This window comes from Parabacteroides sp. HGS0025 (assembly GCF_000969845.1).
GTDB lineage: Bacteria > Bacteroidota > Bacteroidia > Bacteroidales > Tannerellaceae > Parabacteroides > Parabacteroides gordonii.
Window position 1 is genome coordinate 4,001,278 of the sequence record NZ_KQ033902.1, and the last position, 19,648, is coordinate 4,020,925.

The window sequence follows — 19,648 nt, forward strand, 5'->3', positions numbered from 1 at the left end:
GAGTTAATTAATAAGAGTTAACCATTTATTAATATTATTCTATATGAAGAACAAAGTTTTAACCACTTTGATGGGCTTTTTCCTTTTTGCCCATCAATTATTTGCCCAGGACATCAGCGTGTCCGGTAATGTTAAAGACGAAAAAGGAGACGCTTTGATCGGGGTTACAATCCAGGTGAAAGGAACAACCACCGGTAGTATTACCGACATGGACGGTAATTTCAGGCTTCAGTCTGTGCCCGCAAACGGCGAGTTGGTATTCTCTTATATGGGGTATCAAACTCAAACCGTCCCTGTAAAAGGGAAAACGGTGGTCAACGTAGCTATGAGAGAAGACTTACAGGCACTCGACGAAGTGGTCGTAGTCGGTTTCGGTACACAAAAGAAAGTGAACCTGACAGGTGCCGTCGCTTCCATCGGTTCGGAGGTACTTGAAAACAAGCCGGTTGCCAACGTAGGCCAGGCTTTGCAGGGAGTTGTACCTAACTTGAATGTAGCAGCTACCAACTCATCACCGAATGCAGCACCTACTTTCAATGTGCGTGGTGGTACATCCATCGGTCTGAAAAAGGACAAGACGGACGAATGGGAAGTAAAAACCGGAAGTCCGCTGATCATGGTAGACGGTATCCAGGTCGATGCGGATTATCTAAACATGATGAACCCGAGCGACATCGAAAATATCTCTGTATTGAAAGATGCTTCCGCTTCCGCAATCTACGGTGCACGTGCTACTTACGGGGTGATGTTGATCACGACTAAATCCGGTAAGAATGACTCCAAGGCAACCGTTACGTACAATCTGAACCTGCAATGGAACACTCCTTCCCGCATACCGGATATTCTGGACTCTTACACCCATCAGCTGGCTTCCAACAAGCAGGCTTTAATGACCGGTGGTACAGTGACTCCCTGGATGGAAAGTTTGTTGGCTGCCAAGAAAAAATACATGGAAGATCCAAGACCGGAAAATGCATGGATTTACAACGAAGGTAGTACCTCTGCCATGACATGGGTAGCGAACATGAACCCTTACGATGTGGGAGTGAAAGACTGGACACCGCTTCAGCGCCACAACCTCTCTATCAGCGGTGGTTCTGCCAAAACGCGTTATTACATCTCTTTGGGGTACCAGCGTCAGGAAGGTATGTATAAGATCAATACGGATATACAGAACCGTTACAACATCAATATGAGCCTGAATTCAAAAATTAATGACTGGCTGGATGTTGCTTCCAAGATCTCATACAACACGAGTAAATATAATGAGCCTTTCATGAACGTTCAGAAAGGATCGGTATGGAAAGCTATGAAAAACGAACCGGGACGTAACCTGAACATGCCGATTATGACCGGCCCGAACGATCCGATTCCTAATACATATACAGATAATATCCTGGGATGGCTGGCCTATGGGGCAACGCAAGAAACCCGAAATACGAATGCCGTATTCAATATTACTCCAACCATCACGATCACTCCGGAGTTTAATGTGAAAGCCGAGTTGTCTTACCGTCCGACTGATTATTTCCAGAAACAATTTATCCCGGTACGCAACTATGTGGTAGACTCCTGGCAGGGTACGGTGAATACGCATACTTCTCCCTCCAGTGTAAGAGAAGAAACGACACATTCCGATTATTATACGATAAACGCTTACGCCAATTTCAATAAAGCATTCGGCAAACATAATGTTTCCGCCGTAGCAGGTTTCAATCAGGAATGGTATCAGTATCGTAAAACATGGGGAAAGGCGGAGGATGTCATCACCAACGACCTACCGACACTGGGTATGACCAACGGTGCACAATACACCGGCGATAACTTTGAGCATTGGGCTATCCGCGGTGCTTTCGTTCGTGCCAACTACGATTATGACGGACGTTATCTGTTTGAGTTCAGCGGTCGTTACGACGGTACTTCCCGCTTTTCGAAGGATACACGTTTCCAGTTCTTCCCTTCTTTCTCCGCCGGTTGGAGAATCTCGGAAGAGAAATTCATGACGGGTACACGCAGTTGGCTGGATAACCTGAAACTGCGCGGTTCATGGGGTTCTTTAGGTAACCAGAATGTGGCCAACTACGCCTACATTGCCAGCTACGGAGCAGCCAGTCTGATCTCTTGGTCAATGAACGGCGAACAGATCAAAGGTATGAACCCGACAGCGATCGTTCCGAACGACCTGACCTGGGAAACAGCCAAGACATTAGACTTCGGTCTGGATGTAACCGCATTGCACGGACGTTTGGATGCTTCCTTCGACTGGTACACCCGCCGGACTACCGATATTTTGATGAGCGGAACCAAACTTCCTGCCGTACTGGGTTCATCTGTTCCAAAACGCAACTCCGGGGAGTTAAAAACTAACGGTTGGGAATTGAGTCTGAAATGGAGAGACCAACTGAGCAATGGCATCCGTTACGATGTCGGACTGGTTCTTTCCGATTATCAATCTGAAGTTGTCAAGTTCACAGGGAATCCCAACAAGTTGCTGGATACATTGTATGACGGCATGAAAATGGGTGAAATCTGGGGATATGAAACCGTAGGAATTCTACAGGAAAGCGATTTCACTGTCGACGAGAGTGGTAAGTACACCTTAATTGGCCCGTCACAGAACAAAGTAACGACTACTGCCTCAACCTGGTATCCGGGAGATGTCAGATATGCTGACCTGAACGGTGATAATGAAATATCAAAGGGAGAAAATACGGTAGATGATCCGGGAGACAGGAAGATCATCGGTAACACAACCCCGCGTTTCCAGTATGGTATCACTGGTAATATTTCCTGGAAAAACATCGACCTAAATATCTTCTTCCAGGGAATCGGTAAAAGAGACGTTTGGATTGACGATAACGTATTCTGGGGTGGCTCCGGTACGGCAGGTAACTGGGAGATGTACAACAACTCATGGACACCGGAACGAACTAATGCCAAATATCCGATGTATGCAGGACGCGGACAGAATCAGGTTGCACAGACCGGTTATATTTTCAATGCCGCCTATCTTCGTCTGAAAACGCTGGCAGTAGGTTATACGTTGCCTAGAGAATGGACAAACAAAATAAAATTGTCGACTGTACGCTTTAGCCTGTCTGGCTACAATCTGTTTGAAATAACTAAAGTTCCGAATCTGTACGACCCGGATCAGATCTCATCCGACTATCCGATGATGCGTTCCGTTGCATTCGGTCTGCAAGTAGGTTTCTAAATAATACATTTATCATAATCAACAATTAAAGATAATCAGTTATGAAATTCAATTTTAAGAAATATATATTGGCACTCGGAATGGCTTCGGTATTATTACCGAGCTGTAACGACGACTTTATGGAACGTTACCCGCAGGACCAGATTACGGACGAAAGTTTCTGGAAAACAGAAACCGACCTGAAGCTTATGCTGAACAGCCTTTATCCTCTTTATATTATCGGTCACGGAAGCGGTTGGTCAGACGGCAAGACTCCGGTATTGAACGTTGTCGGCAGTCCGCTGATGTACGGTGACTATTATTCGGACAACTGTATCAAAACAGGTAATGAAGTCACCGGTCTGGCCGGCGAATTTATTGTGCCGACCGGTGCTACAGAGCAAACCGGCTGGTATTGGTGGAACCTGCGCAAAGTAAACTTCTTCCTTACTCATTACGACAAAGCTGAACTTACCCCGGAAAAGAAAAACGCCTATGCCGGTGAAGCTTATTTCTTCAAAGCCTGGGATTATTATCTGAAAGTGCTTTACTTCGGTGATGTGCCTTGGTTGACCCGCGACCTGAATGTGGACTCGGAAGAGTTGTATGCCGCCCGTACTCCACGCGCAGAGGTGATGGACTCCGTTCTGATGTGTATCAACAAAGCAGTGGAATGGTTACCGGAAAAAGCCAACCAGGAAAAAGACCGTCTGAACAAGGATCAGGCAAACTTCCTGAAAGCCCGTATCTGTCTGTTTGAAGGTACATTCCGTAAATACCATACTGAGCTAAACCTTCAAAGTACAGCCAATAAATTCCTGGAAGAAGCGGTTAAGGCCAGTGAAGCTTTAATTGGCAAATACTCTCTTTACAACTCCGGAGAAAATGCGTACTGGAAGATGTTCACCGCGATCGACCTGTCGACCAATCCTGAAGTTATTTTAGGACGTACCTATCTGGAAAATAAAGTCGGACACGCGGCACAACGTTATTTCAACCAGAATAACTCCAACCGCCAGTCGATGGGTGCCACACGCGGAATGATCGACGAATATCTTTGTATCGACGGACGTCCGATCTATACCGGAGGCAGTGAGGGCAACTACACGAATAACCCGAACTTCCTGGGTTACGGCAAATGGACTGAACTGGAAAACCGCGACCCGCGTCTGACACAAACAGTCTGCCGCCCGGGCGAACATGTAACGATCTACCAGGGAGGTGTTCTCGATATTGAAACGAATGGTATCACTTATCCGGGGTTGAACTATACCGGCAGCGGTTCGACCGTAACCGGTTACCGGGTGATCAAACACTGGATGGGCGACAAAATAGAAGAAGACCGTACCACAAAAGGTATTCAGGCTGCTATCGAATTCCGCTATGGTGAATTACTGCTGATATATGCTGAAGCCAAATACGAACTGAACGGGACTCTGTCTCAATCGGATGTAGACAAAACGATCAACGCATTGCGCGAACGTGCCGGTTTCGATTTCAGCAAATACCCGTCTGCCCGCCTGACGGTGGGTAGCGAACCTGCCGACCCCCGTCTGGATAAGATTTATGCAGACAAACTGGAATACCAGGTTCCTCCGCTATTGCGTGAAATCCGCCGCGAACGCCGCGTTGAAATGGCTATCGAGAATCATCGTTATATAGACCTGATGCGTTGGAAAGCCGGTAAACTGTTCACCGTTCCTTTGCGTGGAATGAACTTCCTGGCTGTACAAGATCTGTATGACGGTTCACATACTGAAAAGCCGGAGATCGCAGTCAAAGTGGAATTGGACAAAACAGTATTCGTCGACGAACAGGGCTTCATTATCTGCTATCCGAAGAGCCCGTACACCAATACAGTGAAAGGAACATTACCCTGGGATGACTACCGCTACTACTGGCCTATCCCGAAAGAAGAACTGGTAATGAACCCGAATCTGGTACAAAACAAAGGTTGGGAAGATAAATAATTATCGAATACCTGCTTTATACGAAAAGGGATCATCCTCTGGACCGGGATGGTCCCTTTTTTCTTCGTAAGAGATAATAATGATCGCATTTGATACGATATTATTACTCCCCGTCCCGCTGAATTCCTACATTTGTTGGTAATAAGAATAACTTTAAAACGGTATCATGAACATGAAATATAAAGCATATTTATTTTCTCTCTTATTTGCTTTTCCTGTTTTAAGTATGGCTGCCGGCGAAGCTGACTCCCTCCGGCTATTACAAATAAACAGATTGCAGGAACAAGTCGATTGGGTAAACCCGGAGGCCATTCGTGCCTACCTGAACGATACGAAGTCATCGCTGGGCGACAAAACACCGGAACTCTATCAAAAACTGGAAGAGTTGGAAACATTATTACCTCAGGTTCGCCGGCATTTATCGACAGATACAACCCGCCGGACTATCGACGAAGCACAAAAATTACTTGACCTCAAAAGGGAGATCCTGCTGGCTAACCCGCTACTGGATATAGATAATATCCTGGTGGCACGTTACCGTCTGGGTAATCAGGCGCGTACAGCGATGGGGCCGGCACTCGGCACCTCCAATGCCAACTACAATTCCTTATTCTCCAGCCGGCGCAGCGGATATGATGCAGAGATCAGCCGGCTATCCAATCTGCGGGGATCTATCGAGAGCCGCACCATCTATAAACCGGAAGCAGATGTCCCCCTCTCGGATATCCAACTGCACTGGGATGCCGACCGCCTGCTTTTCTCCTCCCTCGATGAAAACCGCCACTGGCAGATCTACGAAATAAACACCGACGGAACCGGTCTTCACCAAAAAGTAGTTGTCGACGAACCAGATCTGGAATTCTGCGACGCCAACTACCTGCCCGATGGCAAAGTCGTGGCTACCTGCAATATCGGCTATAACGGCGTACCTTGCGTACACGGCGATGATGTCGTTGCTAACCTTGTCTCCTACGATCCGGAAACGAAAAACATCCGCCGCCTGACATTCGACCAGGACGGTAACTGGGCTCCGATCGTTATTCCCAACGGCCGCCTGATGTACACCCGCTGGGAATATACCGACCTGACGCATTACTTCTCCCGTATCGTGATGCACATGAATCCGGACGGGACAGAGAATAAAGCCCTTTACGGTAGCGGTTCCTACTTCCCGAACAGTACGTTCGATATGAAACCGTTATCCAAACACAACAGCCGCTTTGTCGGCATTATCTCCGGCCATCACGGAACAGCCCGTTCCGGCCGGTTGGTCATCTTCGATCCGGCCAAGAACCGTAAAGAGGAAAAAGGGATGATACAGGAATTACCGTTCAGCCAGCGTCCCATCGTTCCGATCATCAAAGACGAGATGGTGGAAGGGGTATGGCCGCAATTCATGAAGCCTTATCCGCTGAATGAAAAATACTTTCTGGTTGCCTGCAAGCCGGGGCCGGATGCACTCTGGGGTATTTACCTGGTCGACGTATTCGACAACCTTACCCTGATCACCGAACAAGAGGGCGAAGGCCTCACCGCCCCTATCCCATTGAAGAAAACGGAAACGCCTCCTGTCATCCCTTCCAAGATCAAACCGGGAGAAAAGGAAGCGACCGTATTCATACAAGATATCTATGAAGGCGAAGGCACACAAGGTGTTCCCCGCGGAACGATTAAAGCCCTCCGTATCTTCGCTTACGAATATGCCTATATCCTCGCTCCTTCCGACCACGATGCCCAGGGCATCCAGAGCGGATGGGACATCAAGCGCATCCTCGGAACCGTCCCCGTAGAAGAAGACGGATCGGCCATGTTCAAAGTACCGGCCAACACCCCTATCTCTATCCAGCCGTTGGATAAGAACGGTGCCGCTATCCAATGGATGCGAAGCTGGCTGACCGGCATGCCCGGCGAGATCGTATCTTGTACCGGTTGCCATGAGGATCAGAATACCATCGCCATGCCGAAACGAACTATAGCCTCCACCATCACGCCCCGCAAGCTGGAAGTGCCCGAAGGTGGTATCCGCCCGTTCACCTTCCGCCTGGAAGTACAGCCGGTACTCGACCGCAACTGCGTATCCTGCCATAACGGAACGATCGCGCAGCCGGACTTCCGCAAAGACCAGATGGTCACTTACAAACGGGGAGTCCTGACCAAACTGGAACGGCATTACGACCAGAGCTACCTGAACCTGCACCCTTACGTGTATCGTCAGGGCCCGGAAGCGGATATTTATGTTCTTCAGCCTTACGAATATTACGCAAATAACAGTGAGCTGATCCGCATCCTGCAAGCAGGCCACCACGGAGTGAAGGTTCCGGAAACAGACATGCAGACCTTATATACCTGGATTGACCTGAACGCTCCTTACTTCGGCGCTTTCACCCAACTGGATCTGAAAAAGGAAGCCCCTCAAAACCAGATAGAGCGCCGCATGGAATTATCCGAGAAATACAGTGGAGTGCGTGTAGACTGGCAACAGGAGATCAAAGACTATGCAGCCTGGCTGAAGAATAAGGAAAACAATAAAACAGACGGAACAACAGGAGCCACCGCTTCTTCTGATACTATAAAAGAAAAGAAGAAAGCAAGAACAGTCAAAGTAAAAGGTTTCCCTTTCAACCGGGAAGAAGCGGTACAGAAGCAAACCGAAGCAAACAAAGATCGCCGGCAACTGACTATAGCCCCCGGCATCACTCTCGATATGGTCTGGATCCCGGCCGGCACTTTTGCAATGGGCGATAACGGCGAACCTTCCGCTACCCCGGCTTTCAAAGCGCAGGTTAAGAAAGGTTTCTGGATGAGCACCACCGAGATCACCAACGAACAATACGGTGCCTTGTTCCCCGAACACGACAGCCGTTATATCGGTCAGACCTGGAAAGACCATACCACCCCCGGTTATGCCGCCAACCTGCCGAAACAACCGGTTATCCGTGTCAGCTGGGATGATGCGAACGCATTTTGTAAGAAGCTAGGAGAACTGAACCAATGCACCGTCAACCTTCCTACCGAAACACAGTGGGAATGGGCGGCCCGTGCCGGATCGGCAAACGACTTCTGGTTTGGTGACCGCCAGGTAGATTTCGGAGCGTACGAAAACCTGGCAGACAGTACCACTGTCGACCTGGCCGTTACCGGAGTGAACCCCAGGCCAATGCGTCCCGACGATCCGATGCGCAAGTTCTGGGACTTCCTGCCGAAAGAATCAGGGGTGAACGATCATCATTTAATATCGGCAGACGTAGCCTCCATGCAACCCAATCCGTGGGGATTATATGATATGAACGGCAATGTGGCAGAATGGACTCGCTCCGGTTTCGAGCCCTATCCCCTGAAAGAAAAGGCGGATCAGGCAGTTTCCGAACAAAAGGTAGTACGTGGAGGTTCCTGGCGCGAACGTCCGAAGTATTCCACCTCGGCCATCCGCAAAGCGTATTATCCGTGGCAACGTCCGTTCAATGTCGGCTTCCGCATCATTATGGAAGAATAATAAAAACAGAACAACAAATAGATAGTTAGAACAACATAAAAAGCAACATTCTTAAATATAGAACACTCATTCTTTAAAATAGATATTGCCTGGTAAGGAGTAAAACAGTTAATTTGTCCTGGTTTTAAAAGGAATAAACTTATTATTAATTAAATGACTTTATTATGAGCAAAAAATTACTGTATCTACTTACACTGATCTGTTCTATCTGTCTATTTACAGCCTGTGGCGATGATGACGAAAAAAAAGAAGAAGAAATAGACAACAGCTGGGAACAGGTGGCAGGTACTTATGAAGGGGAAAAGCTGGTACTCTCATACGGTGAGACTCCTCTGACAGGGAAAAAAGTAACATTCTCCGCATCAAGCGGCACTAACGGGACTCTTGCACTAACAAACGTTATCCCGGGTGAAAACGCAACGACAATCTCTGATATCAAAGTGGTAAAAAGCGAATTCTCCGGAACAGCAACTACCACCAATGCAAACGTAGAATATACCGGCTCTGTAAAAGACGAAGTAATGACGCTGAAACTAACGGTCGTTATGAATGACCCGAATGGTTGGGCTAAAACATATAATCTGGCAGATTATACAACAGGAGAACTTGAATATAACGGATATACAAATCCGAGTGCCGTACTTGCCGGTGCAGGTTATGTTAATTACGTTTGTGTCACTTCTTCTTCGGATTACGGAACTTCTTACGGAGCAATGTTCAGAGGTCTTTTCGGTATTCTTCTTCCGCAAGTATTAAACTCCGTTACTTTAGGTACTGACGGTACGATTACTGCAGAATATATGAAAGGAAAAGGCATCACCTTTGACCCCAGTTGGATATTCCAGTCTCCGGCAAAAGAAACAGCAGAAGCACTTTTCCCAACTTCCGGTTGGTTGGATGCTCCCAAGCATCTCGCTTATTGGTTTCATAAGGATGGAAAGTTGTATACGAAACTGGATCTTGGCAATATCATCACACAGGTTATGGGCAGTGATGCAGAAGGTATGTCAGGGATCATTAATCAAATCATGTCAAGTGATCCTGCAACATTAAAAGGTTTATTAGGCACTATGCTTGGAATTGAAATTCCTATCAGCGATGAAACAATCGCTTTATTGCAGAATTGGACTATTAATGGAATACCGATGAATGTAAAGACAGAGAACGGTCATACTTATCTTTATCTTGACAAGGCTACATTTGATCCGATCATGAAAATGCGTGACGGTTCTTCCGACCTATTAAATATATGGAATATGTTGAGTACGGCAGGGATCATTCCGGCTGAAGCGGCTATGGCTGGTATGCTATTGACATCCATCAGCTCTAATTGGGATGCAACAGAAGCATTCGACTTAGGTCTCGATTTACAATAAGTCTATTAAGACAGTCAGATACAATTACAACAAAAAGAGAATGTGGTCTAGTGTCACATTCTCTTTTTGTTTTTACTTTATTCATACAACCTCCAGAAAACTTCTTCCATTCCCCGCACGGCTCACCCGTATCTGCACCGGAATACGTTCCGTCATTTCCTGTACATGCGAGATCACTCCGATCTTACGTCCTTGTGTGCGCAGGCTTTCCAAAGCATCCATAGCTATACGCAATGTATCGGCATCCAACGAACCAAATCCCTCGTCGATGAAAAGACTCTCCACCTTCATCCGGTTGGAAGAAAGGGACGACAAACCGAGTGCCAGCGCCAGCGATACAAGGAAAGACTCACCGCCCGACAAGCTATGCACCGTACGGATCTCGTCGCACATATCCCGGTCGATCACCTGCAAAGCCAGTGTTTCAGGCACCCGCTCCAACCGGTAACGGCGGCTCAGGTCACGCAACTGCACATTTGCATAGCTGAGTAATACGTCCAGCGTATATCCCTGGGCAATCCGGCGGAACTTGGCACCATCGGCTGAGCCCGCCAGCTCATTCAGCTTCGCCCAGCGTTCATTTTCCAGGCGACAGGCATTCAGTTCCTCCTGCTGGCTGGCAATCTTCTGTTTATTCTCGGCCTGGGTACGCAGGCGGAAAGCATATTCGTTCTTTTCCTGGGTAATACGGGGAAGAAGGAGTTCCAGCGGCTCATTGTCGTGAGCAGTATTCCAAGCCTCAGTCCAATCGGCCAACGCTTTTTGCCGGACGACGAGATCGTCGGAAGCCTTTTGCAGATCCTGCGCTATCTGTCCGGCAATGCCCCGTAGTTGGTCGGCAATACCGGACTGTTCAGTCTGGACAGTCTGCAAACGCTTCATCCGTTCTTTCAGCACCTCTTTCCGACGGGTATAGGCTGACTCCACCTGATCGGCCGGCTTGCCACCGAGTAGCCGGGCACGTTCCGACTGCAAAGCCAGCAGAGCCGTACGGTTCTGCTCATGAAGCAACGTTACCTCCTCCACCTGTTTGATAAGCGAAGGCAGGAAAGAGGCGTATGATTCGTATTCCGCTTTTTGGGCGCTTTGCTCCCGTTGCAGCTGCTGAAGTTTTTCCGTATTGTCGTGCCACTGACGGGCGAAGGTCGTCAACGTATCGCGGAAAGAGTCCGGGTCTTGCTGCCAGCCTCTTTGCCAGTCGTCGTTACCGAAAAGACGGTTGGCGGCCGACAATGATTTGGCAAGGGTTTCCTGACTTTCGGCACGGATCGCCTCCTCCCGGGCGATCTGGGTTTCCGCCAGCTTCTGACGTCCCTGCAAATCGGTACGGGTATGATCGGCTTCGGTCAGTTCCTTATGTAGTTGCAGGAGTTGCTGGCGCAATTGGTTCAGTTGCTTTTCACTGCCGGCATAGGCTGTTTTACGGGCATTCAGTTGTTCGAGTTGCAAGGTCAGTGCTGCGATGACTTTCGGTACTTCAGTCACTGCCGGATGCGTAACCACTGGATGGTGCGTACTACCGCATACCGGACAAGGAGAACCTTCCTGCAACTTCTTCCGCAGTTCGAGCACATCACCGCTGGCCGCCTGCCGTGCCTGTTCGATCAACAGGTTTTCACGTTCCAGGCGGACAGACTCTATCTGCTTATCGAGCGCTGCAATATCCAGCGCCTTCAATTCCTTTTCCGAGCGGACGATTATCTCCTCTGTCTTTTGAAGCTGTGCACGCTTCGTCTCCGCTGCCTGCCGGATAGTAGCCAACTGGGCTACCAAACGCTCGGCCGTTTGTTTTGTCGTCGCAATCGTTTTACCGGCCTTTTCGATAGCCTGACGGGCAGCGGAAGCAGCATCGAGATGCAACAGCAAAGCCGTTAACTGCTCGGCGATGCTCTCCTTACTACGATAACGTTCGCGCCATTCGCTTAACCGCGCGATCTCCGCCGTACTTTGTTGCTGACGGGTTTGGGCGGCTTTCAACTTATCTTCGCCCTCCTTTTTCCGTGCCAATGCCTCCCGCAGACGTGTTTCGGTATCGGCCACGGAACGGGCGGCAGCGTCCAGACGGACATCCAGTCCGCGAGCCTGCTGTAACTCCTGTTGCAAAGCCCTGAACTCCGATTCGGAACGTTGCTCCTCGACCAATCCCTGTTCGTAATCCTTCCGGGCGGCATTCAGCAGTTCGGTCGCCTTTTCCAGTTTAGCGGCAGCGTCTTTCTGCTGGGTCTGCCGGGTAGCGATCTGCTGCTCGGTCGATTTAACAGCTTCCTGCAATGTCTGTTGTTCGGCTTTCGCCTTTTCCAACGCCAGCAGAGAAGCTTCGGACTCCTTCAGGCGGGCCTGCAACTCCTGTTCCACCTCCTCCGTCAGCAGTTCGATTCCCTGAATACGGGCCTGTATCTTATCGTAGGCCTCTTTGGCTACGGCATTCTTTTCAAAGATCGTTCGCGAGATAGCAGAATAGAGCTCTGTCCCCGTCAGCTTCTCCAACAGGGAAGCTTTCTCTCCCTGTTCTGCTTTCAGAAAGGTGGAAAAATCATTCTGCGCCAATAAGACCGAACGCGTAAACTGCTCGAAGGTCAGGCCGATCAGTTCGACGACACGGGCTTGCAGTTCGGAACGCGTTCCCTGCTCCTCTTCCTCTTTATCTATATTATGTAATGTAACGCGGGGACTCTGTAAACGTCCGTTCTCCTTATCGCGGGCACGTCCCACCGACCAACGCGAGCGGTAACGGTGTCCGTTCAACGCCAGGAAATCCACCTCGGCATACCCCGAAGCCGTCCCCCTGCGCAGCAAAAAGCGGGGGTCGCTCTGGGGGAGCACCTCCTCATTCACATCCCGCAGTTTCACATTGTTCTCTTTTGCCTGGTCTGTACGCGGCGTACGGGCAAATAATGCCAGGCACATCGCATCCAGTATCGTTGATTTACCGGCACCGGTAGGGCCCGAGATCGCAAAGATCCCGGCAGATAATAACGGCTCGGACGTAAAATCAGCTTCAAACTCTCCTTCCAGCGAAGCCAGGTTACGCCCCCGTATAGCTAATATCTTCATAAGGAAACCTCCCTCATTACTTCTTTAAACAATGATTCAATATCTTCCGGCAACTCGCCGCCATACTTATTGGTAAAGGCATGCTTCAGCATATCCAGCGGATCGATACGTTGCAGGTCGCCGTAGGTAAGCGGACGTACCGTATCGTCGTCCTCCCGTTTCGGATAAGACGGGACGATTGAAGTCAGGCGGACAGCCTTATCGGCCAGCACCTCCTCCACCCGGTGGCGAAAGCCCGGATCAGGCTCGGTCATCAGGACACGCACTTCCACGTAAGGCCAGCGGTTCGGGTCTTCGTAGCCTTCCGTCCCGGCAAGAGGCAGTTCCGCCAACTGTGCGATCACCTCCTCCGACAGTGCAGGCTGTTGCGGTATCCGGTGCAAGTCCGTCAGTAAAGGGACAGGCACCGGAATGATCTCCGACAGGCACCCGTTCTCCAGCGTAACGGCTACAACCTGATGACGGTAGTTTTTCTCCGAGAAAGACATCGGCAGCGGACTGCCGGAATAACGCAGGTTCTCCCTCCCTCCGATGCGCTGCGCCTTATGGATATGCCCCAGCGCGGTGTAGGCCAGACCCTCGTCGAATGTATCAGAAGAGACAGACTCGAGCCCGCCCATAATGATCCGTTCGCTGCGGTCGTCGTCCGACAATTCGGCACCGGTGGCATGCAGATGCCCCATCGCCAGGAGGGCTTCACCGGGCTTGCGCCTGGCATCGGCATAGTCGTACAACTGCCGGTACATACGGTTTATACCGGCGATATAAGTATCGTGCCCCTCTTCCGAAGCCGGATAATCCCCCTGGCGGAGATACGGGACTGCCAGGCACCAGGCCTCCCGCTCCCTTTCCTTATTATATAAAGGGATAAGAAGCGAGTCGAAATCGATCTCCCCTGTCTCCGTCCGCCGGATCAGGCCGACAATAGAGGTATTCAGCTCTTCCAGCAAAGGGATCGGGGATTCCAGCCGGGCGGCCGAGTCATGGTTGCCGGCAACGACAACGATCTGCAAATGCGGATTGCGCCGGTTCGCTTCCTTCAGGAAATGAAAGAAACGCCGTTGCGCCGAAGCGGACGGGTTGGCCACATCGAACACATCCCCCGCTATGAGCAGGACATCCGTCTGCTGTTCGGTCAGGGTATCGGTCAGCCAGGACAGGAAAGCATCGTGCTCCTCCTCCCGGTCGTAGCCGAAGAAGGTTTGGCCGAGATGCCAGTCGGCGGTATGTATAACTTTTAATGACATAAATCAACGTTCTCTTTTGAGTAGTCAAAGATAACTAGAATAGAAATAACAGACATCAAAATTAAACTCCTATCTTTGCACCTTTATTAAACACACTTGTATGGATTGGTTACAGGAAGCTTTTTTAGAGCCGACAATGTTGCAGGCAGTAATAATCATCTCATTGGTTTCGGCCGTGGGACTATTCTTGGGAAGGCAGAAGATATTCGGTATATCGCTGGGTATCACCTTTGTCTTCTTTGCCGGTATTCTGGCCGGGCACTTCGGCATTGTCGTAAATAAAGATATGCTTTACTTCGCCCAGAGCTTCGGCCTGATTCTGTTCGTCTATTCACTGGGGCTACAGGTAGGCCCCGGATTCTTCTCCTCCCTGAAGAAAGGGGGGGTGGCGATGAATATGATGGGGCTCGGGGTCATTCTGCTGGGATTGATTCTCACCCTTGTATTACACTGGACGACGGGCGTCTCACTCCCTAATATGGTCGGGCTCCTGTGCGGTGCGGTAACTAATACCCCTGCCCTCGGTGCCGCCCAGCAAGCTCTCTTGCAGGTAGACCCTACCAGCACAAAGATCGTGACCGACATGGCGCTGGCTTGTGCCGTTGCCTATCCTCTGGGAGTGGTAGGGGTGATACTCGCCATTATCATCATGAAGAAGCTCTTTGCCGACAAGAACGAGAACCATAGCAAAGAACAAAAAGACACCACGACCAACGTGGCCGAGTTCCATATCAGCAACCCTGCCATCTACAATAAGAGCATCAAAGACATCATGAAGCTGACGGAGAAACACTTCGTTATCTCCCGCGTATGGCACAACGGCAAGGTGAGCATCCCTACTTCGGATACATTGCTGAAACAGGACGACCACTTGCTCATTATCTCCATCAAATCGGATGTGGAAGCCATCAAGACGCTTTTCGGGGAACAGGAGAATGTGGATTGGAACAAGGAAGATATCGACTGGAACGCGATCGACTCGCAACTCGTCTCCCGCCGCATCGTCGTGACCCGCAACCGGGTGAACGGCGTCAAGTTGGGCTCGTTGCGCCTGCGTAACCTCTACGGCATCAATATCACCCGCGTAAACCGTGCGGGTATCGACCTGATTGCCGACCCTAACCTGCGCCTGCAGATCGGCGACCGCCTGACTATCGTCGGCGAAAAGAATGCCGTGAACAATGTCGGAAAAATACTAGGCGACGAGATCAAGCGTCTCGACAACCCGAACCTGCTGGCCGTATTCATCGGTATCTCCCTGGGGGTATTGCTGGGTTCGCTGCCTATCATGCTGCCGGGTATGAGTACTCCCGTGAAACTGGGTATCGCCGGCGGCCCGATCATCGTTGGTATCCTGATGGGTGCTTTCGGCCCCCGTTTCCACCTGACCACCTATACCACCATGAGCGCCAACCTGATGTTGCGCCAGCTGGGTATCGTCATTTACCTGGCGGGACTGGGTATCGACTCGGGTGCCCACTTCTTCGAAACGGTCTTCCGTGCCGAAGGTCTGCTATGGATCGGCCTGGGCTTCCTGCTGACCATCGTTCCGGTACTGATCGTCGGGTTCATAGCTGCCCGGTTCTTCAAGCTCGACTATGGGCACAACGTGGGAATGCTCTGCGGCAGTATGGCCAACCCGATGGCCCTCACCTACGCCAACACAACGGTAGAAGGCGACGAGCCCTCCGTTTCGTATGCCACTGTCTACCCGTTGTCCATGTTTATCCGGGTGATATCGACGCAGCTGATATTGATGTTGTTCATGTAAATTTCAAAGCAGAAGGGGACGTATCATTACTGATACGTCCCCTTCTTGTTACTGCCTATGTCTCACATTACCTTCCTACCTGCACCTTAAACCGTTCCCCGCCAGTCACGACAATGTAATTACCTTGCGGCAACCAGAGCGCGGTGTCGTCGGAAAGGGTGCTGTATGCTTTGTACAGGCGGCCTGTAAAAGTATAGATCGCTACCGCTTCGGGCGACGGCAGATGGATATGGAGAACAGCGCCCGAAGTCCAGACCTGCGTTGCATCCGCTGCCACCTGTCCGTTGGCTACCGGGTCGGGATTCTTCACAATACCAGTGATAGTGATCGCAATCGGCTGGCGTACCTGCTTGATAATGTATGTACCGTCACTACTACGCGGCTCAATCGTCTCGCCACGGTCGGTAGCGACAACCGGGACTGACTGGCTATACTCCTCATCGAGTGTCAAGGTGAAATGGAAATCACTCCACGATTCGATCTCGTAACTACCGGCTACCGGATCAGTCACTGCTCCTTCCACCTGCGGCAATATAACCGTGTAAGTCGTCGAAGGAGTATCCGGAATAGACGGCGTTTCCGGTTGAGACTCTTCCAGCTTCACTGTTACAGTCTGCTCCGCAACAAGACCGGCCCGATCAGTCACCTTGAGATAAAGCGTATGATTACCATATTCCGACTGGAGGTTCAAGACATACGACTTATCACCGGCATTCAACCCTGATATTACTTGAACCAGGTTGTCCAGTTTGCATTCGACAGAAGCAATACCACTGATATTATCAGTGACAGTAACCGAAATTGTTTTTCCCGACCCCTGCGGCGCACTAATCACAGGAGCCGATTTATCGAGCTTCACGGTGATAGCCTGGCGATCGGTACAAACAGCTCCTTGAGTAGCATCGGCCGCCGTACTTTTCAGCAGATAACTGATAGAGAACTCACCATCGTTTGTCCAGGTGAAATGGTCGTCCCATGCAAAAGCCGCTTTGCCGGAACGCAACAGGCCGGCAGCCGACACCACCGGATCGGAAACCAACGGTTCGGCTTCCAACAAGCAAACCTGATGGCCGGCCGGAGCATTGAACTTAATTTCGCCGGTATACCAGCTGTTATCCCCTTCCGTCGCCTCCACGGTCGTTTTTATTCCGGCATCGGGAGTATAGGCATTGATTGTCAGAGTAGCTTCGGAGGAAGAAGCAGAGCTGTAGTTGTCGCTTTCCGGGTAAACGGCAGTGACCTTATATTCGCCAACCTCGATCACACACTTATCGGCTGTTTCCGCTTTTGGGGCAGGAGCATTACCCGGCTGTAATACATACGTATATTGCACAGCCTTCAGGAAAGCCTCTTGATCCGCACTCAATACGTTGCCGGGAATAGCTTCGATACGGATATATTCGCCGGTATAATAAGCCGTTTTACCATTCAACGTGAGAGTCGGTGTTACCCGGGCTATATTGAATGTCAGTTCCACATCGGCTGTTTCGCCGTTGACGGCTGTGATAGTGACAGTCACCTTTTTATCGGTACAGGCGGCTGTGGGAGTACCTGTTATCTTATCGCCGGAAAGTGTCAGACCGGCAGGCAATACACTCCCCTCTTTTACGGAATATGTTTTCGCTCCCGAGTTGTCGGAGTCGTCTATCAGGGTAGAAAGTTTATATTCGGAAACAGCCTCACCATAGGTACCTTTTATTTCCCGGCTCACATCACCTTTAAGTGCGATCTTGTTGGCTACCCAAAGAGCATAAAGGGAAGTCCCCCCTGTTGGAACCGTATTGAAATCCCACACTTTTTCCGCCTTTCCGGCTTCCGTCGTCCAGTCTTTGAAAACATAGAACTCTCTTGTCGGATCGACAGGGCGGTTCACCTTCGCACCCGGGAAGAACAGTTGTTCCTCCGGAGCAGCCGATCCTCCCTGCGTATCGAACGTGGCAGATAAATAACCGACGGTTGCCGCGCCGCCGCTAACAGTTATATCCGTTCGCGAAATCAGAACACCATCGAAGAAGGTATACGTTTTATCTTCCAGGTCATAGCAATAGACTTTCCCGCCAATGATCCGCGAAAGAGCAGCCGACGTTTCTTTATTTATTATTGTATATTCGTGCGCATAGTCGTTCCAGACTGTACCGTTTTTCGTAACGGTCAGATTGGATGAAGACGGGTCGACGCTAGTGGTAATAGTAGGGGCCTCGCTACCTTCGGGCAGCCATACGTACACTTTACCGTTTTCATCAGCATACATATCATCAGTCGCGTAACCGGAAGCACCATCCAGCCCTGTCACTTTGACTCCGGTAGAGGAGGCTTCAACCTCTTTCATAACCACTTTGTTGTTTGATTCGTCTTGAAAATTAGAGTACACATTATCCATGCTTGCCCATACGCTTCCACCGATGATAATAGTTGGAACGCCCCCGTCGATATAACCCGGGTAATCTCCATATTTACCAATAACAGTTCCGCCCGTTATTTTTATTTTATTAGAACTCTGGAGAGCGCGCCCGTCAAAGTTACTTTCTTTTACATCCCCCACAATATATCCTCCGTTAATAGTAATATTAGAACCGCTTATTGCCGGAACATATGCCGGAATTATAGCAGTTATTGCCCCACCATTTATAGTTAGATCTCCATAAAAGTTTAGAGAAGTAAACTCTTCATAGTTTACACCTATGGCACTCGCCCAGACATTTCCCATATCCACCGTCAGGCTTGCCCCGTCACTTTCTTTCGTTATAGTGAGCGACTGGTTTTCGGAAATATGCAAGGCTGCTTTTTCTTTCCCGTACTCTCCATCCCCCGTCACTCTTAAAATATTAGTTCCGGACAACGTTAAGTTTACCGCTCCTTCTATAATCTCAAAAAGAGAACCGACAGAAAAGTCAGCTTCAATATGTATGCTTTGGATCGTGATGTTCACTGTTTGGCCTGATGCGTTGACCTTGATCGTGTTTGTTGTTTTTGCCCCTGTACCTGTTATCAGGTAAGTACCGGCAGCATCGATAGTCACAGACCCGGCATTAATATCGTACGTTCGCGTGTACGTTGTCTCTGCTGCTCCGGCCGGTAAAAGGATGGTGCAAAGAATGAGTAATGATAATAGATGTTTCATCATAATTATTAATAATTTATTGTTAGATATTCGAATATTACACACTCCCTATCCATTTCAGGAGGAAGTAAGTGAACCTCATTGGCAATTAACCAACGTATACCACTGTATATCAGCACATTTTTATTTTTAACAAAATAAGTATGACTATAAAAAACGATCGTTTTTTATAGTCACTTTCAAGAGGTTACATGATAAAGCTGTATTTTCAGAAAAATGGATATTCAATGTATTGAAAATCTTTCTGTTGATAAGATTTGGAGAGAAAAAAAGGTTTGATTACTTTTGTTGCAAATTCATGGCGAGAAAAAACGATCATTTAATCTAGTCATTTCACTTTGCTAGGCAATAAAGCTATATAACTTCAAAAATAACACTTCCAGCAAGTCATTTCCTAAAACCGTACGCTTTTTCGGATGAAAC

Annotated in this window: 8 protein-coding genes; 5 read left to right on the top strand and 3 right to left on the bottom strand. The window is 49.4% G+C overall.

All coding sequences use genetic code 11. From position 1 onward, the window contains the following. The first annotated feature begins 43 nt into the window (after positions 1-43). The 4 genes from HMPREF1212_RS15590 to HMPREF1212_RS15605 all read left to right on the top strand — a co-directional run bounded on the left by HMPREF1212_RS15590 (position 44) and on the right by HMPREF1212_RS15605 (position 10,032). Positions 44-3,214, top strand: a complete 3,171-nt coding sequence (locus tag HMPREF1212_RS15590) for a SusC/RagA family TonB-linked outer membrane protein (protein ID WP_052725015.1) — start codon at positions 44-46, stop codon at positions 3,212-3,214. Positions 3,215-3,255: 41 nt separating this feature from the next. Then, entirely contained in the window at positions 3,256-5,163 is a 1,908-nt protein-coding gene (locus HMPREF1212_RS15595) for a RagB/SusD family nutrient uptake outer membrane protein (RefSeq protein WP_028727659.1), read from the top strand. 166 nt (positions 5,164-5,329) lie between these two features. Beyond that, positions 5,330-8,656, top strand: a complete 3,327-nt coding sequence (locus tag HMPREF1212_RS15600; RefSeq protein ID WP_082099898.1) for an SUMF1/EgtB/PvdO family nonheme iron enzyme — start codon at positions 5,330-5,332, stop codon at positions 8,654-8,656. A gap of 164 nt (positions 8,657-8,820) precedes the next feature. Next, on the top strand, positions 8,821-10,032 hold the full coding sequence (locus tag HMPREF1212_RS15605; protein WP_046149960.1) for a DUF4925 domain-containing protein: 1,212 nt from the start codon (positions 8,821-8,823) through the stop codon (positions 10,030-10,032). A gap of 81 nt (positions 10,033-10,113) precedes the next feature. On the opposite strand, the gene HMPREF1212_RS15610 is transcribed toward HMPREF1212_RS15605, so the two are convergent. Beyond that, a complete protein-coding gene (locus HMPREF1212_RS15610; RefSeq protein WP_046149961.1) occupies positions 10,114-13,086 on the bottom strand; it encodes an AAA family ATPase in 2,973 nt (990 codons plus the stop codon). Further along, a complete protein-coding gene (locus tag HMPREF1212_RS15615) occupies positions 13,083-14,333 on the bottom strand; it encodes an exonuclease SbcCD subunit D (protein WP_046149962.1) in 1,251 nt (416 codons plus the stop codon). Before HMPREF1212_RS15615 ends, HMPREF1212_RS15610 begins: the two co-directional genes overlap by 4 nt. 100 nt (positions 14,334-14,433) lie before the next feature. Between HMPREF1212_RS15615 and HMPREF1212_RS15620 the strand changes: the two genes are divergently transcribed. After that, positions 14,434-16,104, top strand: coding sequence for a putative transporter (locus HMPREF1212_RS15620; RefSeq protein WP_046149963.1), 1,671 nt, complete (start codon positions 14,434-14,436; stop codon positions 16,102-16,104). Positions 16,105-16,171: 67 nt separating this feature from the next. Here HMPREF1212_RS15620 and HMPREF1212_RS15625 read toward each other — a convergent pair whose 3' ends face one another. Beyond that, on the bottom strand, positions 16,172-19,228 hold the full coding sequence (locus HMPREF1212_RS15625) for an InlB B-repeat-containing protein (protein ID WP_046149964.1): 3,057 nt from the start codon (positions 19,226-19,228) through the stop codon (positions 16,172-16,174). Positions 19,229-19,648: the final 420 nt, after the last annotated feature.